At 73.5% G+C, this 25,714-nt stretch carries 24 protein-coding genes; 10 read left to right on the top strand and 14 right to left on the bottom strand.

The features are described from left to right. Window positions 1–65: 65 nt before the first annotated feature. The 4 genes from GA0070213_RS11850 to GA0070213_RS11835 all read left to right on the top strand — a co-directional run bounded on the left by GA0070213_RS11850 (window position 66) and on the right by GA0070213_RS11835 (window position 3,483). On the top strand, window positions 66–1,835 hold the full coding sequence (locus GA0070213_RS11850; RefSeq protein ID WP_091061936.1) for a proline--tRNA ligase: 1,770 nt from the start codon (window positions 66–68) through the stop codon (window positions 1,833–1,835). Between the two features lie 55 nt (window positions 1,836–1,890). Then, window positions 1,891–2,310 carry a CBS domain-containing protein gene (locus tag GA0070213_RS11845; protein ID WP_091061934.1) on the top strand — a complete coding sequence of 140 codons (420 nt, stop codon included), beginning with the start codon at window positions 1,891–1,893 and terminating at the stop codon, window positions 2,308–2,310. Window positions 2,311–2,404: 94 nt separating this feature from the next. Beyond that, window positions 2,405–2,830, top strand: a complete 426-nt coding sequence (locus GA0070213_RS11840; protein ID WP_091061932.1) for a SufE family protein — start codon at window positions 2,405–2,407, stop codon at window positions 2,828–2,830. Between the two features lie 20 nt (window positions 2,831–2,850). Next, window positions 2,851–3,483, top strand: coding sequence for a DsbA family oxidoreductase (locus tag GA0070213_RS11835; RefSeq protein ID WP_091061930.1), 633 nt, complete (start codon window positions 2,851–2,853; stop codon window positions 3,481–3,483). Between the two features lie 36 nt (window positions 3,484–3,519). On the opposite strand, the gene GA0070213_RS11830 is transcribed toward GA0070213_RS11835, so the two are convergent. From GA0070213_RS11830 to GA0070213_RS11815, 5 genes are all read right to left on the bottom strand, one after another. Further along, window positions 3,520–4,071: a YbaK/EbsC family protein gene (locus tag GA0070213_RS11830; RefSeq protein WP_091061927.1), complete on the bottom strand. Its 552-nt coding sequence runs from the start codon at window positions 4,069–4,071 to the stop codon at window positions 3,520–3,522. Window positions 4,072–4,167: 96 nt separating this feature from the next. Further along, window positions 4,168–4,317 (bottom strand): hypothetical protein, encoded by a 150-nt coding sequence (locus tag GA0070213_RS31495; RefSeq protein ID WP_175441303.1) that lies wholly within the window; start codon window positions 4,315–4,317, stop codon window positions 4,168–4,170. A 37-nt stretch (window positions 4,318–4,354) separates the two neighbouring features. Then, entirely contained in the window at window positions 4,355–5,146 is a 792-nt protein-coding gene (locus GA0070213_RS11825) for an SDR family oxidoreductase (protein WP_091062397.1), read from the bottom strand. Between the two features lie 332 nt (window positions 5,147–5,478). Then, window positions 5,479–6,855 (bottom strand): MFS transporter, encoded by a 1,377-nt coding sequence (locus tag GA0070213_RS11820; RefSeq protein WP_091061925.1) that lies wholly within the window; start codon window positions 6,853–6,855, stop codon window positions 5,479–5,481. Between the two features lie 55 nt (window positions 6,856–6,910). Continuing rightward, window positions 6,911–7,171: a hypothetical protein gene (locus GA0070213_RS11815; protein ID WP_091061923.1), complete on the bottom strand. Its 261-nt coding sequence runs from the start codon at window positions 7,169–7,171 to the stop codon at window positions 6,911–6,913. Window positions 7,172–7,382: 211 nt separating this feature from the next. Between GA0070213_RS11815 and GA0070213_RS11810 the strand changes: the two genes are divergently transcribed. Beyond that, entirely contained in the window at window positions 7,383–11,810 is a 4,428-nt protein-coding gene (locus tag GA0070213_RS11810; RefSeq protein ID WP_175441324.1) for a cation-translocating P-type ATPase, read from the top strand. A gap of 9 nt (window positions 11,811–11,819) precedes the next feature. Here GA0070213_RS11810 and GA0070213_RS11805 read toward each other — a convergent pair whose 3' ends face one another. Both GA0070213_RS11805 and GA0070213_RS11800 read right to left on the bottom strand, forming a co-directional pair. Then, window positions 11,820–12,767, bottom strand: a complete 948-nt coding sequence (locus GA0070213_RS11805; protein WP_091062395.1) for an L-threonylcarbamoyladenylate synthase — start codon at window positions 12,765–12,767, stop codon at window positions 11,820–11,822. A 33-nt stretch (window positions 12,768–12,800) separates the two neighbouring features. Then, entirely contained in the window at window positions 12,801–13,430 is a 630-nt protein-coding gene (locus GA0070213_RS11800; RefSeq protein ID WP_091061918.1) for a winged helix-turn-helix domain-containing protein, read from the bottom strand. 64 nt (window positions 13,431–13,494) lie between these two features. On the opposite strand from GA0070213_RS11800, the gene GA0070213_RS11795 reads away from it, so the two are divergent. Next, the gene (locus GA0070213_RS11795; protein ID WP_091061916.1) at window positions 13,495–14,085 is read left to right on the top strand and encodes a dienelactone hydrolase family protein; all 591 of its coding nucleotides are present in this window, start codon (window positions 13,495–13,497) and stop codon (window positions 14,083–14,085) included. Window positions 14,086–14,090: 5 nt separating this feature from the next. Here GA0070213_RS11795 and GA0070213_RS11790 read toward each other — a convergent pair whose 3' ends face one another. Genes GA0070213_RS11790 through GA0070213_RS11765 form a run of 6 tightly spaced genes read right to left on the bottom strand, consistent with a single transcriptional unit; the run spans window position 14,091 to window position 19,321 of the window. Continuing rightward, the gene (locus tag GA0070213_RS11790; protein WP_091061914.1) at window positions 14,091–14,477 is read right to left on the bottom strand and encodes a VOC family protein; all 387 of its coding nucleotides are present in this window, start codon (window positions 14,475–14,477) and stop codon (window positions 14,091–14,093) included. Beyond that, entirely contained in the window at window positions 14,474–14,776 is a 303-nt protein-coding gene (locus tag GA0070213_RS11785) for an ArsR/SmtB family transcription factor (protein ID WP_175441323.1), read from the bottom strand. The genes GA0070213_RS11790 and GA0070213_RS11785 overlap by 4 nt, the downstream gene beginning before the upstream one ends. A 44-nt stretch (window positions 14,777–14,820) precedes the next feature. Beyond that, on the bottom strand, window positions 14,821–16,251 hold the full coding sequence (locus tag GA0070213_RS11780; RefSeq protein WP_091061912.1) for a class I adenylate-forming enzyme family protein: 1,431 nt from the start codon (window positions 16,249–16,251) through the stop codon (window positions 14,821–14,823). Continuing rightward, the gene (locus tag GA0070213_RS11775) at window positions 16,248–17,048 is read right to left on the bottom strand and encodes a TauD/TfdA family dioxygenase (protein ID WP_091061910.1); all 801 of its coding nucleotides are present in this window, start codon (window positions 17,046–17,048) and stop codon (window positions 16,248–16,250) included. Before GA0070213_RS11775 ends, GA0070213_RS11780 begins: the two co-directional genes overlap by 4 nt. A gap of 49 nt (window positions 17,049–17,097) precedes the next feature. After that, the gene (locus GA0070213_RS11770; RefSeq protein ID WP_091061908.1) at window positions 17,098–18,522 is read right to left on the bottom strand and encodes an asparagine synthase C-terminal domain-containing protein; all 1,425 of its coding nucleotides are present in this window, start codon (window positions 18,520–18,522) and stop codon (window positions 17,098–17,100) included. Window positions 18,523–18,544: 22 nt separating this feature from the next. Beyond that, window positions 18,545–19,321, bottom strand: a complete 777-nt coding sequence (locus GA0070213_RS11765) for an enoyl-CoA hydratase/isomerase family protein (RefSeq protein ID WP_091061906.1) — start codon at window positions 19,319–19,321, stop codon at window positions 18,545–18,547. Window positions 19,322–19,913: 592 nt separating this feature from the next. Here GA0070213_RS11765 and argH point away from each other — a divergent pair. The 4 genes from argH to GA0070213_RS11745 are packed head-to-tail and all read left to right on the top strand — an operon-like array spanning window position 19,914 to window position 24,474. Further along, complete coding sequence (gene argH / locus GA0070213_RS11760) at window positions 19,914–21,464, top strand: argininosuccinate lyase (protein WP_175441302.1); 1,551 nt, start codon at window positions 19,914–19,916, stop codon at window positions 21,462–21,464. Beyond that, on the top strand, window positions 21,464–22,645 hold the full coding sequence (locus GA0070213_RS11755; protein WP_091061902.1) for an argininosuccinate synthase: 1,182 nt from the start codon (window positions 21,464–21,466) through the stop codon (window positions 22,643–22,645). Before argH ends, GA0070213_RS11755 begins: the two co-directional genes overlap by 1 nt. A gap of 20 nt (window positions 22,646–22,665) precedes the next feature. Next, complete coding sequence (locus tag GA0070213_RS11750) at window positions 22,666–23,613, top strand: methionyl-tRNA formyltransferase (protein WP_091061901.1); 948 nt, start codon at window positions 22,666–22,668, stop codon at window positions 23,611–23,613. Window positions 23,614–23,628: 15 nt separating this feature from the next. Further along, window positions 23,629–24,474, top strand: a complete 846-nt coding sequence (locus GA0070213_RS11745) for a DMT family transporter (RefSeq protein WP_091061899.1) — start codon at window positions 23,629–23,631, stop codon at window positions 24,472–24,474. A 51-nt stretch (window positions 24,475–24,525) separates the two neighbouring features. Here the strand turns inward: GA0070213_RS11745 and argJ are convergent, their stop codons facing one another. Continuing rightward, window positions 24,526–25,677: a bifunctional glutamate N-acetyltransferase/amino-acid acetyltransferase ArgJ gene (argJ, locus tag GA0070213_RS11740; RefSeq protein WP_091061897.1), complete on the bottom strand. Its 1,152-nt coding sequence runs from the start codon at window positions 25,675–25,677 to the stop codon at window positions 24,526–24,528. Between the last annotated feature and the right edge of the window lie 37 nt (window positions 25,678–25,714).

Raw genomic sequence — 25,714 nt, 5'->3', positions numbered from 1 at the left:
CCTTCTTACCCCGCGACGGCCGAAACGGATCGCCCACGCGCCGGTCGTCGCCGTACGCTGCGGCCATGCTGCTACGCGTGTCCACCCTGCTGCTCCGGACGCTGCGCGAGGACCCGGCCGACGCGGAGGTCCCGAGCCACCGGCTGTTGCTCCGCGCCGGCTACGTGCGCCGCGCCGCACCGGGCGGCTACACCTGGCTGCCGCTGGGCAAGCTGGTGCTGGACCGGATCACCGCGATCGTCCGGGACGAGATGACCGCGATCGGCGACCAGGAGGTGCACTTCCCGGCGCTGCTGCCGGCGGAGCCCTACCGGACCAGCGGGCGGTGGACCGAGTACGGCGACGACATCTTCACGCTCGCCGACCGCAAGGGTGCCGAGCACCTGCTCGCGCCGACCCACGAAGAACTGGCCGCGCTGCTGGTGAAGGACCTGTTCACGTCGTACCGGGACTTCCCGGTGACGCTGTTCCAGATCCAGACGAAGTTCCGGGACGAGGCCCGCCCTCGGGCCGGGCTGCTGCGCGGGCGCGAGTTCCTGATGAAGGACGCCTACTCGTTCGACCTGGACGCCGCCGGGCTCCAGGCCGCCTACGACCGGCACCGGGAGGCGTACCAGCGGATCTTCACCCGGCTCGGGCTGGACTTCACCGTGGTGCACGCGATGTCCGGCGCGATGGGCGGCTCGGCGTCGGAGGAGTTCCTGGCCGCCACGCCGGTGGGTGAGGACACCTACGTCGGCTGCACCCGCTGTGACCACGCGGCCAACACCGAAGCGGTGGTGACCCGTGCACCGGCGGCCGGCGACCCGGACGCGCACCCGCCGATCGAGGTGCACGACACCCCGGAGACGCCGACCATCGCGTCCCTGGTCGACCTGGCGAACGACCGCGTGCTCGCCGGCCGCACCGGGTGGACCGCCGCCGACACCCTGAAGAACGTGGTGCTGACCGTCCGCCAGCCCGGCGCCGAGCGGGCCGAGCTGCTGGTGATCGGCCTGCCGGGTGACCGCGAGGTGGACCTGAAGCGGGTCGGGGCGGTGCTCGCCCCGGCCACCGTGGCCGTCTTCGACGACTGGCCCGCCCACCCGGAGCTGGTCCGCGGCTACCTCGGGCCGCAGATCCTCGCCAAGCACGGCGTCCGCTACCTGGTTGATCCCCGGGTGGTCACCGGCACCACCTGGCTGACCGGCGCCAACGAGCCGGGGCGGCACGCCACCGACGTGGTGTGCGGGCGCGACTTCCTGCCCGACGGCACCATCGAGGCGGCCGAGGTGCGCCCCGGCGACAGCTGCTCGGCCTGCGGCGACGGCGAGTTGACGCTGCGGCGCGGCATCGAGGTGGGGCACATCTTCCAACTCGGCCGGCGCTACACCGACGCGTTCGCGGTCGACGTGCTCGGTCCCGAGGGCAAGCCGGTCCGGCCCACCATGGGCTGCTACGGCATCGGCGTGTCCCGGGCGGTCGCCGCCGTGGCCGAGCAGCACCACGACGACCGGGGGCTGGTCTGGCCGGCCGCTGTCGCGCCGTGCGACGTACACCTGGTGTCGGCCGGAAAGGGGCCGCAGCTCGACGCGGCGCTGGAGCTCGGCGCGCGTCTCGCCGCCGCCGGCCTGCGGGTGCTCGTCGACGACCGCGCGCACGTCTCGGCGGGGGTGAAGTTCACCGACGTCGAGCTGATCGGCATCCCGCGCGCCGTCGTGGTCGGCCGCCGTCTGGCCGAGGGGTACGTGGAGCTGCGGGACCGGGCCGGCGGCGAGCGGACCGAGCTGTCGGTGGAGGACGTCGTGGCGCGCCTGCTCGACGAGGTGGGCGCGACGCGCCGCAACCGGGTGTAGCGATTGCGGCACCGGGTACCGCAGAAGGATCGACCGAGGCGTTCCGGAGGCTCTCATGTACCGCGTCAACGACGTGATGACCAAGCAGGTGGTCTATCTTCCCGCGGAAACCCCGCTGGACGAGGCGGCCCGGGTGATGAAGGAGTCCGACATCGGTGACGTGGTGGTGACCGACGGGGCCACGCTCGCCGGTGTGCTGACCGACCGCGACATCGTGGTCCGGGCGGTGGCCGAAGGCGTCGACCCGAGCACCACCACGATCGGCTCGATCATCACCCGCGAGGTCGTCATGATCGAGCAGCACTGCACGGCAGTCGAGGCGGCCTCGCTGATGCGCGAGCGCAGCATCCGGCGGGTGCTGGTCTGCGACAACGAGCGGAAGCTGGTCGGCATCGTCTCCCTGGGCGATCTGGCCATTCAGCTCGACCCCCAGTCGGCCCTCAGCGACATCAGCCAGGCCGCCCCCAACTCGTGAAAGGCGGGGCCCCTTCTTAACGCCTCTGGTAGAGGAGGGGCCCCCGCTTAACACCCCGCCCGCCCGCGCGGGACACGGCGGATAGCCTCGACGCATGCCCGAGATGCCGACCAAGCTGGCCGAGATCGTCGACGAGTTCGCCGCCGCCCCGCGCGACGTCGTGCTGGAGATGTTGTTGGAGTTCGCCGACGTGATCCCGCCCCTGCCCGAGGGAGTCGACCGGGAGGAGTTGGAGCAGGTCCCCGAGTGCCAGACCGCGTTCTTCCTGCGCGCCGAGGTGAACGCCGACAGGACGGTGAGCACGGTCTTCGACTGCCCGCCGGAGGCACCGACCACCCGGGCGTTCGCCGGCATCCTGGCCGAGGGTTTGGCCGGTGCGAGCGCCGAGGAGGTGCTGGCCGTGCCGGACGACCTCTACCAGCGGATGGGCCTGGCCCAGGCGATCAGCCCGCTCCGGGTCCGCGGCGGCACGGCCATCCTGGGCCGCCTCAAGCGGCAGGTCCGGGAACAGATCGCCTGACCTGCGGGTTGTCGCTGGTCATGGAGATCGAGATCTACGCCGACGTCGCCTGCCCCTGGTGCTGGATCGGCAAGCGCCGTTTGGAGCAGGCCATCGAGTCGTACGACGGCACGGTGACCGTCAGTTTCCGGCCGTTCCAGCTCGACCCGACGCCGGTGGCCGAGCCGAGGCCGCTGCTCGACGCGCTGGGCGACAAGTTCGGCGGCCGGGACAAGGCCGATCAGATGGCCGGCCACGTGTCCGGGGTCGCCGCGGGCGTCGGTCTCGACCTGCGGTTCGACCGGGCGGTGGCGGCGAACACGTTCGACGCGCACCGGCTGGTGCGGTTCGCCGCCGAGCGGGGTCGTGCCGCCGAGATGGTCGAGCGCCTCTATCGGGCGCACTTCTCCGACGGGCTCGACGTCGGCTCGATCGACGCGCTCGTCGCGCTCGCCGGCGAGGTCGGCCTGGACGAGAGCGAGGCGCGCGGCTATCTGGGGTCGAACCTGGGCCGTCGCGAGGTGGCGGCCGAGTTGAGCGCCGCGCACCAGCTCGGCGTCTCCAGCGTGCCGACCTTCGTGCTGGCCGGGAAGTACGCGGTCACCGGCGCCCAGGAGCCGGAGACGCTGCTCGCCGCGCTGCGCGAGGTGGCCCAGCGGGAGGCATCCGCGTGATGTTTCACGTGGAACAAGATCGATGCGAGTGAGGCCCTAGGCCGCCGGCTTGGCCAGGTCCTCCACCACCCTCGCCCCGGGCAGCGCGCCGAGCGCCGGCCCGGGCAGGGCGATCTTGCTGTGCCGTACGCCCGATCCGATGATCACGTGCGGCGTGGCGATGACCCGCGCGTCGACCAGGATCGGCCACTCCTCGGGCAACCCGATCGGGGTGATTCCGCCGTACTCCATGCCGGTCAGCTCCACCGCCTCGGCCATCGGCGCGAAGCTCGCCTTGCGGACGTCGAGCAGCTTGCGGACCACGCCGTTCACGTCGGCGCGGGTGGTGGCGAGCACGATGCAGGCGGCGTAGCGGGTCTCGCCGCCCCGCTTGCCGGCGACCACCACGCAGTTGGCCGATTCCTCCAGCCCCACCTCGTACGCCGCGCAGAAGGCCGCGGTGTCGGCCAGCTCGGCGTCGATCGGGGCGACCAGCACCTCGTCCACGTCGACAGGCGCCTCGTCCGGCCAGCGTTCCACCGCCGCGGCGACCGGCGGCGCCAACAGGTCCAGCCGTGCCCGGGCCGGCTCGGTCTTCAACGTTCCCATCACGGGGCGATCCTCGCACCCGCACGGCGGATCCGCTCGCCACGTTGTTAAGCGGGGCCCCTTCCTCTACCGAATGCGTTAAGCGGGGCCCCCGCCTTACACCCCGGTGAGCTGGCGCCGCTGCGGCGCCTCGGGGCGGTTCGCCTCGGCGTCCTGGATCCCGTGCCGGACGCCGACCCGGATCACGCCGTAGAGGAAGACGAAGCCGAAGACGTAGAGCACCACGGTGGCGACGAAGACCAGCATGGAGGTCACGCTAGGTCGACCGGGACGCGACCGGCGCTCATCTTCGACCCGTTCCCCCGTACGTGTGAGCGAGGTGATCCGCCCAGGTGCGGGTGCCGGTCGGCGTGGCGGTGGTGGTGAGGGCCCCGGCGCGCAGCTCCCGCCCGAGCCGCCCCGGGATCCGGACCGGCAGCAGCGGTCGGCGGGACCGGCGGGCCGCGAGCCAGCTCCGGGCGGCCTCGTCGAAGCGGAGCACCTCGGGGCCGCCGAAGTCCGCCACCCGGTGCGACGGCCCGGCACGCAGCAGCATCGCGAGCCGGTCCGCCACCTCGCCGGGGTCGACCGGCTGGGCGAGCACGGCCGGGTCCCCGAGCACCGGGCCCAACCGGCTCGCGCCGGCGAGCAGTTCGGCCAGGAAGCCGGGGAACTGGGTCGCCCGCAGCACACTCCAGGGCACCGGGCCGGCGGCCACCACCTGCTCGGCCGCGAGCTTGTGCCGGTAGTAGCCGAGCGGCACGCGGTCGACGCCGACGATCGACACGTACACCAGGTGCCGCACCCCGGCGTGGCCGGCGGCCACGGTCAGCCGGCGGGTGCCGAGCACGTCGATCTCGTGGGTGCGCCGGTTCGGGGACGAGGCCAGGTGCAGCACCGCGTCCGTCCCGGCGACGGCCTCGGCCAGCCCGGCGCCGGTGGCCAGGTCGGCGGCCATCCACTCGACGCCGTCCCCGTCACCACCGCCGGCGCCGGGCCGGCGGCTCACCGCCCGGAGGCTGAATCCCTCGTCCCGCAGCCGGGGCACCGCCACCCGCCCGAGCCGTCCGGTCGCCCCGGTCACCAACACCCGCATCGCCCCATCCTCCCGCTCGATCGCCGCGCGGCCGTCCACTTCACGCCGGTCCACGCCTGTCGACTCCGGCCGGACAGGGACGGAACACCGGGCAGGATCGTGACCGGCCGCGGGGAACGGGCTGCCGGCTCGGCCGGGCGCGGGCCGCCGTCGCGCACGCTGCGACGGCCGGGTCGCGCAGAAGAAGGGTTCACCGTTGCGCGTCATACCTCTCACTCATAAATATGACCGAGAGGTATGACGCCGAAAAGTGATGCCTTCTGTCGAGGGCGTCACGCTGCGTGAGAACGATGGCCGTCAAGGCACGCCACGCCGCCGTCGCGCGCCGCCCGTCAGCCGGCCGGCCGAGGCGCCACCCGACCGGCCAGCAGCAGGCCGAGCAGGCCGCAACCGGCCGCGACGGCCAGCGTGGCCGCGTAGCTCGCCGGGCCGGGTGACGAGCCGCTGGCCAGCACCGCCCCGGTCAGCGCCAGCACGGTGGCCGCCGCCAGCGAGTCGCCCAGTTGCAGCGCCGAGGAGTTGCGGCCCTGCTCGGCCGGGGCGGACAACTCCAGGGTGAGCACCGACAGCGAGGGATAGAGCAGCCCCATGCCCAGGCCGGCGACGGCCCAGGCGAGCACCGCCGGCGCGACCGGGACGCCCGGCAGCAGCGCCGATGCCACGCCCGCCGTACCGACGGCGATGCAGGCCAGCCCGGCCCGGGGCAGGGTGGCGGTGGAGCGGGGGGCGGCGATCCGGCCCTGGACCCACGAGCCCACCGACCAGGCGAGCGCCCCGACGGTCAGCACCAGCCCGGCGCCGGTCGGCGAGAAGCCACGCTCCCGGGAGAGCATCAGCGGGATCACCACCTCCGCGCCGACGAAGGCCGCGGAGGCCAGGCCGCGCAAGCCGATCACCGTCGGCAGCCCGCGCGCGGCCCGCAGGAACCCGGGCGGCAACAACCGGGGTACGCAGGTGAGCAGCCCGGCCGATGCCACCGTGATGAGCGTGGCGGCGAGCACGCCGCGCTGCTGCCCCCCGTGGTGCAGCAGTGCGGCGCTCGCCCCCGCCCCGCAGGCCCAGGCCACCCGGGCCAGCGCCCCGGCCGACGGGCGGGTCGGCACGGTGCCGGCCAGCGACCGCAGGCCCGGCTGGACCAGCAACACCGCCGGCACCGCCACCGCCGGCACCGCCAGGAACACCCACCGCCAGCCCAGGTGCTCCACGATCAGGCCGGCCAACGCCGGCCCGACCAGCGACGGCACCACCCAGGCGGCGGCGAACGCGGCGAACATCCGCCGCCGCAACCGCTCCGGATACGCGTGCCCGACGATCACGTAGAGCGCCACCGAGAGCAGACCGGAGCCGAAGCCCTGCACCACCCGCCCGGCGACCAGCACTCCCATGCTGGTGGCGGCACCCGCCAGCGCCAGGCCGGCGACGAACCAGGCCACGCCGTGCCACATGGCCGGGCGGGGACCGCGCGCGTCGCACCAGATGCCGGAGGCCACCATCGCCACCACCCCGGAGGCGAACGGTCCACCGAAGGCCAGCGCGTACAGGCCGAGCCCGCCCAGGCTGCGCGCGACCGTCGGCATGGCGGTGCCGACCGCGAGGGCCTCGAACGCGAGCAGCGACACCAGGGCGACGCTGCCCACTGTCATCGCCCGCAGTCCCGGCGACCAGAGGTCGACCGGGGATGCGTCGGGCACGGCGGCGGTGGTCGTCATGGGCCCCAGCCTGTGACCTCAACCGCGGTTGAGGTCAACTGTGGGCCCGGTCTCGTCAGGCGGTCTCCAACGCCTCGCCGATGCCCTTCGCCAGGCCGGAGGCGTGCTGGTCGGCGAGGACGTGCCCGGCGGTGATGACCAGCGCGAGCGGCCACTCGATGACCTGCAACGCGGCGAGCACGCCGACGCCCGCGTAGTAGGCCAGCTTGTCCGGCGGAGGCACGGCCACCTCACCCAGCAGCGGGACGTCCACCCGTCGGCTGTACGCCCGGACCGTCTCCCGCGCTCCGCTCAGGTGTCGCGTCAACGTGCTCATCCCGGCCTCCCCGGTAACGACGACGGCATCGACCCCACCGGCATTCCACCGCCCCCGGCGTCCATGCCCCGGTCAGTGGGGAAACTTCCCCCACCCCGGGGGCATAACGGACGCCGCGCCGGGAAGTCGGGCCGCCGGGACGACTCCGGGAGGCGAGATGGCGTACGGCTTCGCCGGTCTCCTGCTGTCGCCGGCCGCCGTGCCGGACGCCATGGCGCGGGTCGCGCGTACCGTCGGGTCGGCCCTGCCCGGCGCCGCCGTGCCGCCCGGTGTCACCGAGGCGGCGGGGAGCGTGGGCGCCGCCGCGGCCCGGCTGGCCCGGCTGACCGGGCTGAGCCGACGCCGGGTGTGGTCGCGGGACGGCCGGCACCACATCGAGGTGCACGGCGTCTGCCAGGACGGCGGGGACCGGCTGGCCCGGCAGGTCGAGGCGGCGCTGGAGGCCGTGCCGGGCGTGGCCTGGGCCCGGGTGAACGCGCCGTCCGGCCGGGTGGTGGTGGCGACCCGGGAGCCGGCACCGAAGCTGCGCGACCTGATCGACACGGTGACCCGCGCCGAGCACACCTGCCCGTACGAGCCGGACCCGGAGATCCCGCCGCCGCATCCGCCCGAGGAGGGGCCGCGCACCCCCCGTACGCTCGGCGCGCTCGCCTCCGACGCGCTCGGCCTGACCATCTCCGCGGCCACCCGGATCCTGCCGTTCACCCCCGTCCCCGGTGAGGTGGCGGGCCTGCTGAACGCGGTCGACCTGCACCCGAAGCTGCACGCGTTGGCCGATCGGGGCCTGCGTGCCGACCCCCGCGCCGAGGTGCTCTTCCCGCTCGCCGAGGCGGTGGTGCAGGGCCTCACCGGCGGTTGGGCCGGCATCGTGCTCGACGGAGCGCAGCGGGTGGTGCAGTGGGGTGAGGCGCGTGCCCAGCTCGCCGCCTGGAGCCGGGCCGAGCCGAGGTTGACCGGCGACCCGGACCGGGCGGTCGCCCGGGTGCCGGACGGCGAGCGGCCCTGCCCGGTCCCGCACGGGCCGGCCGAGCGCTACGTCCAGCGGATGCTCGCCGCCGGCGCGGTGGCCGGGGCCGCGGCGGTTCCGGTGGCCGGCGGCAAGCGGGCCGCCGCGCTGGCGCTCTCCTCGCTGCCCAAGGCGCCGGGCAGCGGTCGCGAGGGGTACGCGGCACAGCTGGGCCGGATGCTGGCCCGGCGCGGCGTGATCGCCATGGACCGGAGCGTGCTGCGCGAGCTGGACCGGATCGACACCGTGCTGCTGGACGCCGCGGTGCTCGGCTCCGACCGGGGTGTGCTGGCCGACCTGGCGCCGCTGCCCGACGCCGACACCGGGCAGGTGGCCGCCCGCGCGTTCGCACTGTTCGACCCGGCCGACCCGGACGCCGTACGGGCCGACGACGGGTGGCGGCTCGGGCCGCTGGACCGTCTCGACGCGGAGGACCCCGGTGACACTCCGGACAGCGAGCGGTTGCGCGCCGGCGGGGGACGGCTGCTCGGCCTGGCCCGGGACAGCCGGCTCGCCGCCGTGCTGCGGGTCGAGCCGGAACCCGCCCACGGGGTGGACGCGCTGGTGTCCGCCACCCGCCAGGCCGGATTCCGGCTGGTGATCGGCGGTGCCGAGGACGGCCGGTACGACTTCGCCGACCGGCGGGTGCCGGGCGGGACCGGGCTCGGCGACGCGGTCCGTGACCTGCAACGCGAGGGCGCGGTGGTGCTGGTGGTCTCCGGGGAGCGTCGGGCGCTCGCCGCCGCCGACTGCGGTGTCGGCGTGTCCGCGCCGGACGACCTGCCCCCGTGGGGCGCGCACCTGCTGGTCGGCGACGACCTGCGAATCCCGGCGCTGCTCGTCGACGCCGCCGGGGTGGCGCGCCGGATGACCGGGCAGAACATCCGGATCGCCATGGCCGGCAGCGGGCTCGGTGCGCTCGGCGCGTTCACCGGCGACCGCCGGCAGCTGCCCGGCCGGACCATGGCAGCCGTGAACGGCGCCGCCGCGGTGGCGTTCGCGCACGGCGTCTTCCGGGCCCACCGGCTGCCGGACCGGACCGGAACCCCGACGCCCGCGCTCACCGCCTGGCACCTGATGCCGGTGGAGACCGTCCTGGCACAGCTCGACTCCCGTCCGACCGGGCTGACCGGCGAGGAGGCCGGCCGCCGGCGGGGCGCGGAGACCGGCGACGGGCAGGGACCGGCCGGGCTGCTCCGCGCGTTCGTCGACGAGCTGTCCAACCCGCTCACCCCGGTGCTGGCCGCCGGGGCGGTGCTGTCCGCCGCGTTCGGGTCGCTCGTCGACGCGGCGCTGGTCGGCGGCCTGGTCGGCGGTTCCGCGCTGATCGGCGCGGTGCACCAGCGCAACACCGAACGTTCCCTGGCCGAGCTGCTGTCCCGCTCGGCGGTCACCGCCCGGGTGCGGCGCGACGGCGCGGAGCGGGTGGTGCCCGCCGAGGACCTGGTCCCCGGCGACGTGATCAGCGTCGGCTCCGGCGACGCCGTGCCGGCGGACTGCCGCGTGCTCACCAGTGACGGGCTGGAGGCGGACGAGTCGTCGCTGACCGGCGAGTCGCTGCCGGTGGCGAAGAGCCCCGAACCGGTGGTCGCGGCGGCGATCGCCGAGCGCCACTCGATGCTCTTCGAGGGCACCACGGTGGCCGCCGGGCACGGGACCGCCGTGGTGGTGGCCACCGGCGCGGAGACGGAGGCGGGTCGGAGCCTGGCCATGGCCCGGCAGGCCCCGCCGGCGAGCGGGGTGGAGGCTCGGCTCGGCAAGCTGACCAGCACCGCCGTACCGCTGGCGGCCGGCTCGGCGATCGCCGTCGCCGGGGCGGGGCTGCTGCGCGGCGTACCCCTGGCCGAGACGGCGGCGACCGCCGCGAACCTGGCCGTGGCGTCGGTGCCGGAGGGGTTGCCCTTCCTGGTCAGCGCCGCGCAGCTGGCGGCGGCGCGGCGGCTGGCCGAGCACGGCGCGCTGGTGCGCAACCCGCGCACGATCGAGGCGCTGGGTCGGGTGGACGTGCTCTGCTTCGACAAGACCGGCACGCTGACCGAGGGGAAGCTGCTGCTGGCCGGCGTGGGCACCGGCGACGACAGGTACGCCCCGGCGGACCGCCTCGACGACGTGCTGCGGTCGACGCTGGCCACGGCGCTGCGGGCCACCCCGGCCGCGGCCGACCCGGACGAGCTGCCGCAGCAGACCGACCGGGCGGTACGCCGCGGCGCGAACGCGGCCGGGGTGACCGAGTGCACCGGGGCGGCGGAGTGGACCGCGACCGGTGGGCTGCCGTTCGAGCCGTCCCGGGGCTACAGCGCCACGGTCGGGCGCACCGAGGACGGGTCGCTGCTCAGCGTGAAGGGCGCGCCCGAGTCGGTGCTGCCGCGCTGCGCGTCCCGGCGTACCGCCGCCGGCGACCGGCCGTTGGACGCCGCCGGCCGGGACGAGGTGCAGGCGATGCTGGCCGCCCGGGCCGGCGCCGGGCACCGCATCCTGGCCCTGGCCGAGTGCCGCGTCTCCACCGACGCGGTCACCGACGAGCAGGTGGACGGCCTGGTCTTCGTGGGTTTCCTGACGCTCGCGGACGGGGTGCGGGAGAGCGCCCGGCCGGCGGTGGAGCGGATCCGGAAGGCGGGCGTGCACACCGTCATGATCACCGGCGATCATCCGGCCACCGCCGAGGCGATCGCCGCGACGATCAGCCCGGATCACGGGGAGCAGCGGGTGGTGACCGCCACCGACCTGGACCGGCTCGACGACGCCGCGCTCGCCGAGCGGTTGATGGCCACCGACGTGGTGGCCCGCTGCACGCCCGCGCACAAGGTGCGGATCATCCAGGCGTTGCAGCGCCGGGGCCGGACCGTGGCGATGACCGGTGACGGCGCCAACGACGCCCCGGCGATCCGCCTGGCCGACGTCGGCATCGCGCTCGGCCAGCGCGGCACCCCGGCCGCCCGCGCCGCCGCCGACCTGGTGGTCACCGACGACCGGCTGGAGACGATCATCGCGACGCTGGTGGAGGGACGGGCCATGTGGTCGTCGGTCCGGCACGCGTTGAGCATCCTGGTCGGCGGCAACCTCGGCGAGATCGCGTTCAGCGTGCTGACCGCCGCCTCGACCGGCCGCTCCGCGCTGACCGGCCGGCAACTGCTGCTGGTCAACCTGCTCACCGACCTGGCCCCGGCGCTGGCCATCGCGGTCCGCCCGCCCGCCGAGGACCGCGCCGACCACCTGCTGCGGGAGGGGCCGGACTCGTCGCTCGGTGCCACCATGACCCGGGAGATCGGGCTGCGCGCGGCGGCGACCACGCTCGGCGCGACCGCCGGCTGGACGCTGGCCCGGTGGACCGGCACGCAGCGCCGGGCCGGCACGGTGGCGCTCGCCTCGCTGATCGGCACCCAGCTCGGCCAGACCGTGCTGGCCGGCGGCACCAGCCCCACCGTGCTGGCGGCGACCGCCGCGTCGGTCGGCGTACTGGTCCTGGTGGTGCAGACACCCGGGGTCAGCCAGTTCTTCGGCTGCACCCCGCTGGGCCCGGTGGGTTGGACCATCGCCACCGGTTCGGCGCTCGGCGCGACGTTCGCCAACGGCGCGTTGACCCGGCTGGTGGACCGCCTGCCGCAGCCCGGCAGCCGTCCGGCCGCGGCCTGAACGTCGCGCTCAGTGCCAGGTCGCGGCGGCCCGGCGCAGCCGGTCGTTGATCGCCCGCCCGACCCCTTCGTCGGGCACCGGCTCGGCCACGATCCCGGTGACGCCGGCGGCGTCGAGCCGGTGCAGCGCGTCGAAGAGGCGCGCGGCGGCGGCGGTCAGGTCGCCGTCGGGCGACAGCACCTCCACCGCCGCCCAGTCGCCCTCCGCCGGTGCTTCCCGGAAGGCCAGGAATCCCTGCCGGCCGCCGTCGTGCTCGGCCGCCGTGCCCAACCGCAACGGGGTACGCGGGGCGTAGTGCGCGGCCAGTGTCCCGGGCGCGACCGGCTGGCCGGAGCTGCCCTGGCGTACCTCGACCGGGCCGACCGCCTCGATCAGCGCCTCGACCGGCAGCGCGCCGAGCCGGAGCACCACCGGCCGCTCGCCCCGGGCGTCCACGATCGTCGACTCGATGCCGCACCGGGTGGGTCCGCCGTCGAGCACCACGTCCACCGCGCTGCCCAGCCCGGTCACCACGTGCTCGGCCCGGGTGGGGCTGAGCTGGCCGAACCGGTTGGCGCTCGGTGCGGCGACCGGCACCCCGGCGGCGGCGATCAGCGCCCGGGCGGCCGGTTCGTCGGGCACCCGCACCGCCATGGTCTCCAGGCCGGAGGTGACGATCGGCGGGATCGCCGCGGGCCGGTCCACGATCAGCGTGAGCGGGCCGGGCCAGAACCGCTCGACCAGCGCGGCCACGGCCGGCGGTACCGCGCCGACCAGCCCGGGCAGGTCGGCGGCGTCGGCCAGGTGGCTGATCAGCGGGTCGAAGCTGGGCCGGGCCTTCGCCTCGAAGATCCGCGCGGCGGCGCGGGCGTCCAACGCGTTCGCGCCCAGCCCGTAGACCGTCTCGGTGGGGAACGCGACCAGCCCACCGGCGCGCAGGACGGCGGCGGCCTCGTCGATGCCGCTGCCGGCCGGCAGGACGCGGGGGGATCCGGTGCTCACGCTCCGACGCTAGCCTGCGCCGGGTTCCCGCTCCGGCGCGCCCCCGCCGGCTGCCGGCGTCTCGGGAGCGGCGTCCGGGTCGGGGAGCGTGGGCGCGTCGGTGGGGTAGAGCCCGGCGGCGAAGCCGTACACCTGGTCGCCGGCGCGGGGGATCTGCGCGAACCGCCGGGCCAGTGCCTGCACCTCGGCCCAGAACGCCCGCACGTCCTCGATCGGGATCCGCGCGTGCACGAGCGTGCACCGCAGCTCGTCGGCGGCGTGCGCGGCGGCCGCCTCGGCCGCGGCCTCGGCGAGCCCGTTGATGCCCGCCACGACCTGCTTGTCCTCCGGTCGGCGGAGCGCGCCGACGTAGAAGGTGCGGGCGACCCGGCCGTAGAACCGTTCCTCGATGGCCCGGACCCGGCGGGTGCGCACCACCCGCAGCAGGCCGGCGTCGACCATCTGGTTCACGTGGTACGCCACGCTGCTCTTGGGGCGGTCGACGGCGGAAGCGAGTTCGTTCACCGTGGCGGCGCGCTCCAGCAGCAGCTCCAGGAGGGTGCCGCGTAGGGGGTCGGCGAGGGCGCGCAGCTGTGCCGGTGCGGTGACCACGAGCAGGTCGTCGAGGTCGTAGTCCGGGATCCGCTGATTGACCGACATTTCTCGACCGTTCTAAGATTCTGGTTCGTTCGATGATTCTGGTCCGACAGTCAGGAGTCTAGAGATGGCCGAGATCCTCCTCCTTCACCACCTGCAGGGGCGCACCGAAGGCATCCGCGCCCTCGCCGACGCGCTCGGCGCCGGCGGGCACACCGTGCACGTGCCCGACCTCTTCGACGGCGAGTTGCCGGCCAGCCTCGAGGAGGGTTCGGCGCTCACCAAGCGAATCGGCGGCGACGTCCTCGACGAACGCGCCGACCGGATCGCCGCCGACCTGCGCCCCGATCTCGTCTACGCCGGCGTCTCCTGGGGCGCGGCCATCGCCCAGCGCCTCGCCCAGACCCGGCCCGGTGCCCGCGCCGCCCTGCTCTACGAGGCCTGCCTGCCGGTCACCGGGGAGTGGGCGATCGGCCCCTGGCCCGACGGCGTGGCGGTGCAGGTCCACGGCATGGAGCGCGACGCGTTCTTCGGGCTGGAGGGTGACGTCGACGCCGCTCGCGAGCTGGTGTCCATCGTCGGACCCGAGCGCGGCGACCTGTTCGTCTATCCCGGCGACCGGCACCTGTTCACCGACAGTTCGCTCCCGTCGTACGACGCGGAGGCGACCGCGCTGGTGGTGAGCCGCAGCCGCGATCTGCTCGACCGGCTGGGCTGACGCCGCTACTTGTACTGCGCGATCTGGATCAGGTTGCCGCAGGTGTCGTCGAACACCGCGGTCGCCACCGGGCCCATGTCGACGGGCTCCTGGGTGAACAGCACCCCGAGGCCGCGCAGCCGTTCGTGCTCGGCCGCGACGTCGTCCACCGCGAACTGCGTGAGCGGAATGCCGTCGCCGGCCAGCGCCTCCTTGAACGCCTTGGCGGCCGGGTGCGCGTCGGGCTCCAGCAGCAGCTCGACGCCGTCCGGCGCGTCCGGCGAGACGACGGTCAGCCAGCGGTGCTCGCCGGTCGGCACGTCCGTCTTCTTCCGGAAGCCCAGCACCTCGGTGTAGAAGCGCAGCGCCTTCGCCTGATCGTCGACGTACACGCTCGTCAGGTTGATCCTCATGGCGTCTCCTCGGTGGGTTCGGACCTGAGCCATCGCTCGGTGATGGACCGCAGCGGGCGGGTGTCGAGGTGGTGGAACTTGTAGCGACCCTGCCGCCGCGTGACGATCAGGCCGGCGGCCTCCAGGACATCGAGGTGCTGGGAGATCGCCTGCCGGGACGAGCCGACCCGGTGCCTGGTCGCCAACCGGCCGCAGATCTCGAAGAGCGTCTGACCGTCGCGTTCGGTCAGCTCGTCGAGGATCAGGCGGCGGGTGTGGTCGGCCAGTGCCTGGTAGACATCGCCCACGCCCACCACAATAGGCAAGCACGGGCTTGCATACAACACCCGGTCGAGCCGTACCCCTAACCGAGACGCCGCCGGATGAGGGGCTTGTCGAGCTTGCCGACCGGGGTGTGCGGAATCCGCTCGACCACCCGGACCGGCATCGCCAGCCCCTGCTCTCCCAGCACGCCCTCCGCGGCCGACCGCACGGCCGCGACGTCGACCCCCACCACGCCGGTGACCACGACGAACGGTTCCGATCCGGGCAGCGGCGGCAGCACGGCGGCCTCACCCACCGGCCCGCACGCCTGCAGCGCGGCCTCGACCTGCGGTGCGAACCGCACGCCGCCGCCGTCGGCGGCAAGCGCGTCGGCGGCACGGCCGAGCACCCGGAACTCCCCCGAAGGAGTGCGCTCGGCCACGTCCCCCGTGCGGTACCAGCCGTCCTGGAAGGCGTGCGCGGTCGCCGCCGCGTCCCCGTGGTAGCCGATGCTCGTGTGCGGTGACCGGGCGAGGATCTCCCCCACCTCGGGCGCGCCGGCGACCAGCGGCTCCAGGCTCACCTCCACCCCGGGCAGCGGGCGCATCCCGCGGTCCTCCTGCGGCACGTCGTCGAGGTTGCCCAGGACGATGCCGAACTCCGTCGAACCATAGATCCGCCGGATCCGGATGCCGAGGCGGTCCCGGGCCCGCGTGATCACCTCCGGGCTCAGGTACGCCCCGCCGCAGAGCGGCAGGCGCAGCCGGGACAGGTCCCGGGGGCCGTGCCCGGCGAGCAGTTCGTAGTGGCGGGGCAGCGCGCTGAACACCGTGGCGCCCGACCGGTCGAGGTCGTCGAGGAGGTGGTGCGGCGGGGCCCCCGGGTCGGAGAGCACCAGCCGCGCACCGGCCAGGAGCGCCGGGAACAGGTGTACGTCGGCGCCGTGCGCCACGTCCAACGGATGCATGGTCAGGAACACGTCGTCCGCGGTGATCCCGAGGTACGACAGCCAGGCCACCCGGTCCGCCAGCAGGTCGACCTGCCGCCAGCCGACCAGCTTCGGAAACCCGGTGGAGCCGGTGGTCTCCAGCAGCCGGAACAGCCCGGCGCGCCCGCCCGGCACGCTCGGCGCGCCCGGCGCCGCCCCGCCGGCGAGCAGGTCGTCCAGCACCACCGTCTCCACCCGACGGGTCGGCGGTGCGTGGCCGGGCTCGGCGACCAGCAGCCGCGGCGTGCTGCGACCGACCGACCAGTCCACCGAGTCCGGCCCGGCGGACACGCTGATCGGCACGTGCACCGCGCCCGACCGGGCCAGGGCGAGGATCAGACCCACGTACCCGGGGCTGTTCGTCAACCGGGTGGCCACCACGTCGCCCGGTGCCACCCCGACCGTCGACAGACCGTGGGTCAGCCGGTCGACCAGCCGGATCAGCGCGGCGTACGAGGTCTCCCGGCCGTCGGCGGCACGCACCGCGACACGGTCGCCGCGTTCCTCCGCGACCTGCCGGACGGCGTCGTACAGCACGCTCATCGGCCGACCCGGGTCGCGGCGAGGGTGACCTGACCCCGCAGCAGCAGACGTACGCCCTCGTCGCTGATCGCGGTGCGCCCGTGCAGGGTCCGCTGGTTGTCGATGACGAGCAGGTCACCGACCCGCCACGAGTGCTGGTAGAGGTAGCGGGGGCGGTGCAGGAACTCGCCGAGCCGGGCGAAGAAACGCTCCGAGGTGGCCTCGTCGGCGCCCCTGACCCGCACCTGCCAGCCCCGGGGGACACCCGGCGGGAACCGCAGGGTCAGGTTGAGGGAGCGCACTCGACCGTAGTCGCGCACCGTGGGGATCTCGTACCAGTCCGCCGGGACGGTGGGAAAGTAGCCCCGCTCCTCGACCAGATACTCCAACCCGGTCCGCTCCACGACCTCCCGCAGGTCGTCCGGCATCTCCCGCCAGGCGGAGAGCTGGTCGCACACGGTGGTCTCGCCGGATCCGGGCCGGTCGGCGAACCGCGACGCGTACAGGACGATCAGGTCGGTCCGCTCCCCGACGAGCAGACCGTCGGTGTGCAACGGCAGCGGTCCCCGCCCGGTCACCACCTTGCCGTCCTCCGCGGAGGCGTTCAGCTGGAGCAGGTCCGCGCGCCCCTCGCCGAACTTGTGGTCGACGGTGTCGCCGAGGTCGTGGACGAACCGTTGGAAGCGCCGCTCGTCGAGGTCGAGGCCGCGGACCAGCGCGACGCCGGTGCCGGTCGCCGCGCGTCGGCAGGCGTCGGCGAGTTCCCCGGTGGGACCGAGGTCGAGTACGGTGCCCAGCCCGGACGGGGTGAGGCTCATGATCGTCTCCTCTGCGGGTGGAAGGTCTGCGGACGGCGCTCCGGCCGGGTCAGCGACGGGCCGCGGCCACGGCGCGCTCGTACAGGCGCAGCGGGTCCCAGCCGTCCGGCCTGCCGTCCGCCGCCGCCGCGACCAGCTCCCGGAAACAGGCCCGGTAGACGGCCTCCCGGTCGACTCCGGGAGCGTCGGCCGTCAGCAGCTTGGCCACTCCGGCCTGCAGGCCGCCGCCGTGGTGCACGGCGGTCTTGCGTCGCCACGCGATCTGGTGCGGCACGTGCTCGCTCATCGCCAGGCGGAGGTGGTGCTTCTCCCGCCCGCCGTGCACCTTGGCGGAGGGCGCGGTGTCCAGCGCCACCCGCATGACCGGCCACCTCCAGAAGGGATGGTGGACCTCCCGCCCGTACGCCAGCGGCAGGCGGCTGGACAGCTCGTTGGTGAACCGGGTCTGGTGCACCGAGTCCAACGTCTGGTCGATCAGCTCGTCGGGGCCGCGGAACGGTCGGTAGAGGCCCGCGTTGATCAGATCGCTGCCGTACCCGGTCAGCACGACCTCGCCCGCGGCGATCTCGGTGCCGCCGTACAGGGCGGTGGCGGTCAGCGCCACCTCCACCACCTCCGGCGTGGTGACGCACAGCCCGCGGACGGCTTGCGGGATGGCGGCGAGGATCCGTTCCTCGGACAGGTCGATCCGGGTCAGCGGCAGACCGAGGTGGTCGCAGAGCTCCGCGGCGTCATCGAACTCGTCACCCCAGGGCGTGCCCGCGCTGTACGGCGTGACCGGCAGCCCTTCGGCCGCGGCCAGCATGGTCACGCTGCCGGAGTCGATGCCGCCGGAGAGCAGCGTGGCGAACCCGGCGGCCGGCCGGCCCGCCGCGATCCGCCGGATCTCGCCCCGCAGCGCCTCCAGCTGCGCCCGGCCGGCGGCCTGCCCGTCGGCCCGGGTCGGGCGGCGCAGATGCCGGAGTGGATCGTCGGGCATGGTGGTTCGGGTCGTCCAGCCGTCGCGGTGACGCCGCGTCTCCTGCACCGCCCCGAACGGGACCCGGTGGACGTGCCGCAGCAGCGTCTCGTCGCCGGCCACCGCCGGTGGGTCGTCGCGCACCTCGACGGGCAGGCCGAGGGCCGGCAGGATCAGCGGCGCGAGGAGCGGGTCGGTGAAGTAGGCGAAGCCGCCGCGGGCCCGGTTGACCGCCACGTGCACCGGGTCCTCGTTGAGCACCGAGGCGCTGACCGTCACGCCGTCCTCGTCGATGCGGATGCGGGGCGGCTCCCCGGCCGCCGGGGCCGGGGCCGGCGGCGGCGCGGCGACGAGCGACATCGTCCGGACGTCGCACGCCACGGGTGGGTGGCTCGGCCAACTGCCGGAGACGCCGGCGCGGTAGACGGTCAGATCGCCGACCTCATGCCTCTCGGCCAGATGCGCCAGCCCGGGAAGATCGACGTTGCCGACCACGATCCATCTGCTTGTCGCCATCCGACCTGCTCCCGTCCGTCGTTCAGCGGTCCGCGCCGATGACCTGGCGCATGGTGCGTTGTGCCTCCCCGGCGGCGAACGCCGCGCGGTGCGCCTCCTTGCCGATGACCCGCAGCCGTTCGAGGCCCGCGACGTACTCGGCGTTGACGAAGGGCTTGGTACTGCGGAAGCCGGCGGTCGGGTAGTCGGCGAACCTGCGGGCCCGGTCCACCGCGACCTCGCGAAGCTGCCTGACCGGGGCCACCTCGTGCAGAAGGTGGTCGCGCAGGCTCCGCTCCGCCGGCCACTCCTCACAGGACATGAGCATCTGTTGCATCACCGCCCGCCCGACGGACCGTTCCAGCATGAAACCGCCGAAGGTGCAGGCGATGCCGAGCTGGTACTCCGGCATCTTGAGCAGGCTCCGGTCGCTGCCCAGCCGGTAGTCGGCGGTCAACGCGAGCTGCAGGCCGATGCCGATGGCGTAGCCGTCGACAGCGGCCACCACCGGCCGGTTCACCCGTAGGCAGGCGACGTAGAGGTCGGTGATGTGGTCGATCCAGTCGTCGACCTCCGCGCCGCCGCGGAAGGTGGACGTCTCGTGGAAGTCGCCGCCCACCCCGAACGACCGGCCGGCACCGCTGAACAGCACGACCGCTCGGACGTCGGAGTCGCCCAGCTCGCGCATCGTGGCGGTGAGCGCCCGCATTCGCGGCATCGACCACATGTTGTGGCGGTGCCCCTCGGAGAACTCCACCACCGCCACCCCGGCGGACACGTCGATGGTGAAGTGGGTGCGAGTGTCCTCTGTCAGCGTCATCCGGCTCCGGCCCCTTCGTGAGCGTCGACGGCACCATTACCCGGTCCGATGGGGACGGGCCGCTCACATGCTCGACACGTGGTCGGAAATTGTCAATGGGAATGCCGGACGAAGCGGCGATCCACGAGCCACACAATTCCGGATATTCACGCTTTCAGCTGCGTGACGGGAAACTCCGAGTAAAGATGCCGACGTCTCACACTCCGAGAGGCCGGTTGCCGAAGGCCACCGCGGCATTACGATCAGCGATGAGGTGATCAAGCCCGCCCGCCCCCAGGAGGCCGACCCTGACGTCGGCGGCGGAGGGCACAAGCGCGACACACGGGGTGTTGATGCGAAAGAACCTGCGCGGCAGTCGCGGCATGAACTCTGATCGACATCGGGCATCACCACTCCCGCATCCTCCCAGGATGTGGGAGCTCAACGATGTGCACCATTATTTCGTGGCTGTCTGACTTCCACCGAAAAGCCGCCGCTCTCCTTTTCCGGCTCCCTTCCGTGCGGAATCCGCACGGAATCGATGACGCCTGCGCAAAAACAATCCTCACTCGGTCCTGACCATGGCCGGAAACGGCCGGAGAGGCAACAGGAAATGACACAGAAGCTCTGGGGCGGTCGCTTCGCCGAGGACATCACCCCCGAGGTGCTGGACTACACCCTCACCGTCGACATCGACGTGCGGTTGGTCCCCCACGATCTCTGGCAGAACGTCGCCCACGTGCTGCTGCTCGCCCGGCAGGGCATCGTGCCCGAGGAGGCGGCACGATCCCTCGTGGAGACGCTGTCGAGCCTGGACCGGCAACACCACGACGGCACCCTCACGCTCCGGCCCGAGTACGAGGACGTGCACCTCAACATCGAACAGATGGTGATCGAGAAGCTCGGCCTGGACGTCGGCGGGCGGATGCACACCGCGCGGTCCCGCAACGACCAGGTCTCCACCGACGCGCGCATGTACCTGCGCGAGGTGCTGCTGGAGGCGGTGACCGCCAACCTCGACCTGATCGACCTGCTCGCCGCGATCGACGACGAGGACCTGGCCACCGTCCTGCCCGGCTACACCCACAGCCAGGCCGCGCAACCGGTCAGCGTGGCCTTCTGGCGCACCGCCCATGCCAGCGCCCTGCTGCGCGACGTACGGCGACTCCGGGACACCTTCGACCGGGTCAACGAGTCGCCGCTGGGCGCCTGTGCACTGGCCGGCACCTCGTTCGACCTCGCCCGGGACGCCGTGGCCCGACTGCTCGGCTTCGACCGGGTGCTCACCCACGCCCTCGACGCGACCAGCGCCCGCGACCACATGATCGAGGCGGCGGCCGCCTTCGCCCTCGGCGGCAACAACCTCTCCCGGATGGCCGAGGAGATCGTCATGTGGAGCGGCCACGAATATCGGCTCTGCGAGGTCGGTGACGCCTTCACCACCGGCAGCTCCATCATGCCGCAGAAGAAGAATCCGGTGGTCGCGGAGCTGGTGCGGGGCCGGGCCGGGCGGACCGCCGGGGTCCTGGTGCAGCTGCTCACCGCGGTCAAGGGCGTCACGCTCGGATACAGCTGCGACCTCCAGGAGGACAAACCCTTCCTCTGGCAGAGCATCGACACGTACCTGTCCGCTCTCCGCATCGTCGAGGCGCAGACCCGGACGCTGCGCTTCGACCCGCAGCGCGGCGAGGAGCTGTGCTGGGACAACTTCTCGACCGCCACCGAGCTGGCCAACCACCTGGTGTCCGACGTCGGGCTGTCGTTCCGCGAATCCCACCACGTGGCCGGCCGGGTGGTCGGCCAGCTGATCGGCCGGGGCGCCACCCTGCGCGACGTGGAGCTGGTGGCCCAGCTCGTCGCCGAGGAGGGGCACCCCGTGCCCGTCCCCGTACTGCGGGACCTTCTGGCGCCGAGGAACGCCGTCAACGGCTACACCAGCGCCGGCGGCACCTCCGCGGACAGCGTCCGTGGCGTCGCCGAGGAGATCCGGGAGGGCGCGGCCGGTCACCGCGCCTGGGCCGGCGCCCGTCGGGACGCGATCGCCGCCGCCCGGAGCGCGACCTTCCGCTGCGCCGCGGAGGTGGCGGCCGGCGCACCGCTGGACAAGGCGCTCGCCGCCACCCTCGACGGCGCCCTCGCCGCCCAGACCGACAGGGAGCAGTGATGAAGATCGTTCTGGCCTACTCCGGTGGCCTCGACACCTCGGTGGCACTGCACTGGCTGCGCGATCGGTACGACGCGGAGGTGATCGCCTTCTGCGCCGACATCGGCCAGTTGGAGTCCGTCCCCGACGTGCGGGACCGCGCCCTGCGCACCGGTGCCTCGGCGGTCCACGCCGAACCGCTGACCGACCGGTTCCTGGCCGACTTCGCGCTGCCCGCCCTCCAGGCGCACGCCCGGTACGAGAACAAGTACCTGTTGGCCGCCCCGCTGTCGCGGCCCCTGATCGCGCAGCGCATGGTCGAACTCGCCCACGAGGTGGGTGCCGACGCGGTCGCGCACGGCGCCACCGGCAAGGGCAACGACCAGGTCCGCTTCTTCACCAGCGTGACCGCGCTCGATCCGACGCTGAAGGTGCTGGCACCGGTCATCGACTGGGAACTCGGCAGCCGGGACGACGAGCTGGCGTACGCCGACAAGCACGGGATCCCCGTGCCGGTCGGCAAGGAGAAGCCGTACAGCATCGACACCAACGTCTGGGGCACCAGCATCGAGTGCGGGGAGCTCGACGACATCACGCTGCCGCCGCCCGTGGAGGCCTGGCAGCTGACCCGTGACCCCCGCGACGCGCCGGACGAGCCCGCCCGGGTCCGCATCGGGTTCGTCGAGGGTGTCCCGGTCAGCCTGGACGGTGTCGAGCTGCGGCTCGCGGACCTGGTCCGGCAGCTCAACGACCTGGCCGCGCCGCACGGTGTCGGCCGGATCGACATCACCGAGAGCCGCATCGTGGGCTTCAAGACCCGGGGCATCTACGAGGCACCCGCGGCGACCGTGCTGATGACCGCGCACGCCGAGTTGGAGTCGCTCGTGCTCGACCGGGAGACGCTGCACCAGAAGCAGGGCCTCGCGCTGCGCTACGCCGAGCTCGTCTACTACGGCTACTGGTTCAGCGACCTGCGCCGCGCGTTGGACGCCTTCGTCGCGACCCTGCAGCCGGCGGTGACCGGCGAGGTGGTCCTCGACCTCTACAAGGGCGGTTGCACCGTGGTCAGCCGCGAGTCGCCGCACTCCCGCTACAACCGGGGCCTGGCCACGTACGAAGCCGGGGACGAGTTCGACCACCGGGCGGGCGCCGCGTTCGCGTACGTGTGGTCGCTGCCCCTCACCGGTGGCCGGACGGCCTGACGACAGGAACGGAGAAGCACATGCGAGTGGTCTTCATGGGTTACCAGACCTGGGGACACCGGGTCCTGCAAGCGCTGCTGAACTCGCGGCACGAGGTCGTCCAGGTGATCACCCACCCGGAGAGCGACCACGCGTACGAGACCATCTGGAGCGACTCCGTCGCGGATCTCGCGACGGAACGACAACTGCCCCTCCTGGTCCGCAGGTACGCCAACGACGACGAGGTCGTCGAACGGATGGACGAGCTGGCTGCGGACATCATCGTCTCGTCCGACTGGCGCACCTGGCTGTCGTCCCGGGTCTACGGCCTGGCCCGACACGGCGCGATCAACATCCACGACGCCCTGCTGCCCCGGTACGGTGGTTTCGCCCCGCTGAACTGGGCGGTGCTGAACGGCGAGCGCGAGGTGGGGGTCACCGTCCACTTCATGAACGACGAGTTCGACCTCGGGGACATCGTGCTGCAGCAGCGCGTGCCGGTTCGCGAGAAGGACACCGTCACCGACCTGTTCGCGCGGACCATCGAGATCTTCCCCGAGATCACCCTGGCCGCCCTCGACCTCATCGAGGGTGGAACCACCACCTGGATCCGGCAGGATCCGAGCGAGGCGACCTTCTTCCACAAGCGGTCCGTCGAGGACAGTCGCATCAACTGGTACTGGCCGGCCGACCGGCTGGCCAACCTGGTACGCGCACAGAGCGATCCCTACCCGAACGCCTTCGCGTACCACGGCGACACGCGGCTACGGGTGACCTCCGCCTCGGTCTCGCGCAAGAGATACGGCGGTACGCCCGGCCGGATCTTCTGCCCCGAGGGTGAGGGAGTCGTGGTGGTCTGCGGGCCGGAGGCGCACAGCGGACGCGACCACGGCCTCGTGATCGAGCGGGTGCGCACCGAGGACGGGACGGAGGTCCCGGCACGCGCCTACTTCCGCACCATGGGGGGCTACCTGACCTCCCACCCCTGAAGGCGAGGGTAACCGTTGTTCAGCATTCTCCTGTCCCTGGCCTCGGCCACGGTGCTCGGGTCCGCCGACTTCGTCGGCGGTATCGCGACCAAACGCGCGGCCGCGGTCACGGTGGTGCTGTGGTCCAACGCCGCGGGGCTGCTCACCGCGGTCCTGTTCGTCGGGCTGGTCGGCGGTGCCGGCTTCGGCACCGGCGACCTGGTCTGGGGGGCGCTGGCGGGGCTGGCCGGCAGCGTCGGCGCCATGCTGCTCTACCACTCGCTGGCGCACGGGACGATGAGCGTGGTGGCGCCGACCACCGCGGCGATGGCCGCGATCCTGCCCGTGCTGGTCGGGGTGGGCACCGGCGAGACCGTGTCGACGACGGCGGCGGTCGGGCTGGCCTGCGGGATCGTGGCCATCCCGTGCGTGTCGGTGGCTCCGGCCGAGGAGGGTTCCCGCCGTCGGCCGGCTCTGCGCACCGTGGCCGGCGCCCTGGCGGCGGGCGCCGGCTTCGGGCTCTTCTTCGTGCTGCTGTCCCGCACCGGGGACACGTCGGGGCTGTGGCCGCTGGTGGCCGCCCGGTGCGCCTCGCTCGCCATGCTGGCGGTCCTCTGGCCGGTCGGCCGCTGGCCGGCCCGGCTGTCCCGACCGACCGCCGGACTCGCCCTGCTCTCCGGCGCGCTCGACATGTTCTCCAGCGTGCTCTACCTGGTGGCGGTCCGCGAGGGCTACCTCTCGGTGGCGGGCCTGCTGGCCTCGCTCTATCCGATCAGCACGCTGGTGCTGGCCCGGGTGGTGCTGCGCGAGCGGGCCACGCGCGTGCAGTGGGCGGGCGTCGGCCTGGCACTGGCCGGCATCTTCCTGCTGGCGGCGCGCTGACCGCAGCACGGTGCCGGGGTGGTTCCCACGGAGGGTGCCACCCCGGCCGCGTCAGGTGGTGTAGTCGGCGTTGATCCGGATGTATCCCTCGGTCAGGTCGCAGCCGTAGACGGTGAACGCGCCGGCGGCGATCCCCAGGTCCACCTCGATCACCACGTCGTCGCCGCGCAGGTGCTCCTGCAACCGCCGCAACGTCTCGTCCGTCGCCGGGGCGGGGAAGACCTCCAGGCCGCCGAAGCCGATCCGCACCCGGTCCGGCCGGATGTCGTCGTCCTCCTCGCACTTGCCCACCGCCATCGCCACCCGCCCCCAGTTCGGGTCGGCACCGTGCACGGCGGTCTTCACCAGCGGTGAGTTCACCACCGTCTTACCGACCCGCTTGGCCTGGTCGTCGTCGCGGGCACCGGTCACCCGGACCTCGATCAGCTTGCTGGCACCCTCGCCGTCGCGCGCCACCATCCGCACCAGGTCGAGGGCGCAGCTGTGCAGCGACTCCGCGAACCCGTCGAGGTCGACCGGCCCGGCGAGCCCGTTGGCGAAGACGGCCGCGGTGTCGCTCGTGGAGGTGTCGGTGTCGATGCTCACCGCGTTGAAGGTGCGGTCGATGACCGCGCGGAACACCCGGTCCAGGTCCGCCGGGGCGATCTCGGCGTCGGTGCAGAAGAAGGTCAACAGCGTGGCCATGTTGGGTTCGATCATGCCGACGCCCTTGGCGACTCCCACGACGGTGGCCGCGCCGCACCGCGAGCGCGACACCTTCGGGTGGGTGTCGGTCGTCATCATCGCCGCGGCGATCCGGTCGAAGTCCGCCGGCGGGAACGGCCCGCGCAGGCCGGCGAGGCGCGCCCGCACCCGGGGCATCGGGTACTGCCGTCCGATCACCCCGGTCGACGCGATCAACAGGTCGTCCGGATCCAACCCCGACGCCCGGGCGGTCATCGCCCGGACCTCGCGGGCGTTCGCCATGCCCTCGTCGCCGGTGGCGACGTTGGCGTTACGGGCGAGCACCACCACGCCACGGGCCGACGACGTACGCGCCGAGCGGCTGAGCGTCACGCTGGGACCGGCGAAGCGGGACCGGGTGAAGACCGCCGAGCTGACCGAGGGCACTTCCGAGATCAGCGCGGCGAAGTCGTCGCCCTCGTCCTTGAGCCCCGCGTTGCCGACGAACGCACGGAAACCCCGGGGGGCGATGGTGTCCACGTGATGACTCTCCCTGATCGACCACGAGCGGCATGAA

It is taken from the genome of Micromonospora humi, from assembly GCF_900090105.1.
Classification (GTDB): domain Bacteria; phylum Actinomycetota; class Actinomycetes; order Mycobacteriales; family Micromonosporaceae; genus Micromonospora; species Micromonospora humi.
The sequence above is the reverse complement of the archived record's forward strand: the minus strand, read 5'-3'. Positions and strand labels throughout refer to the sequence as shown.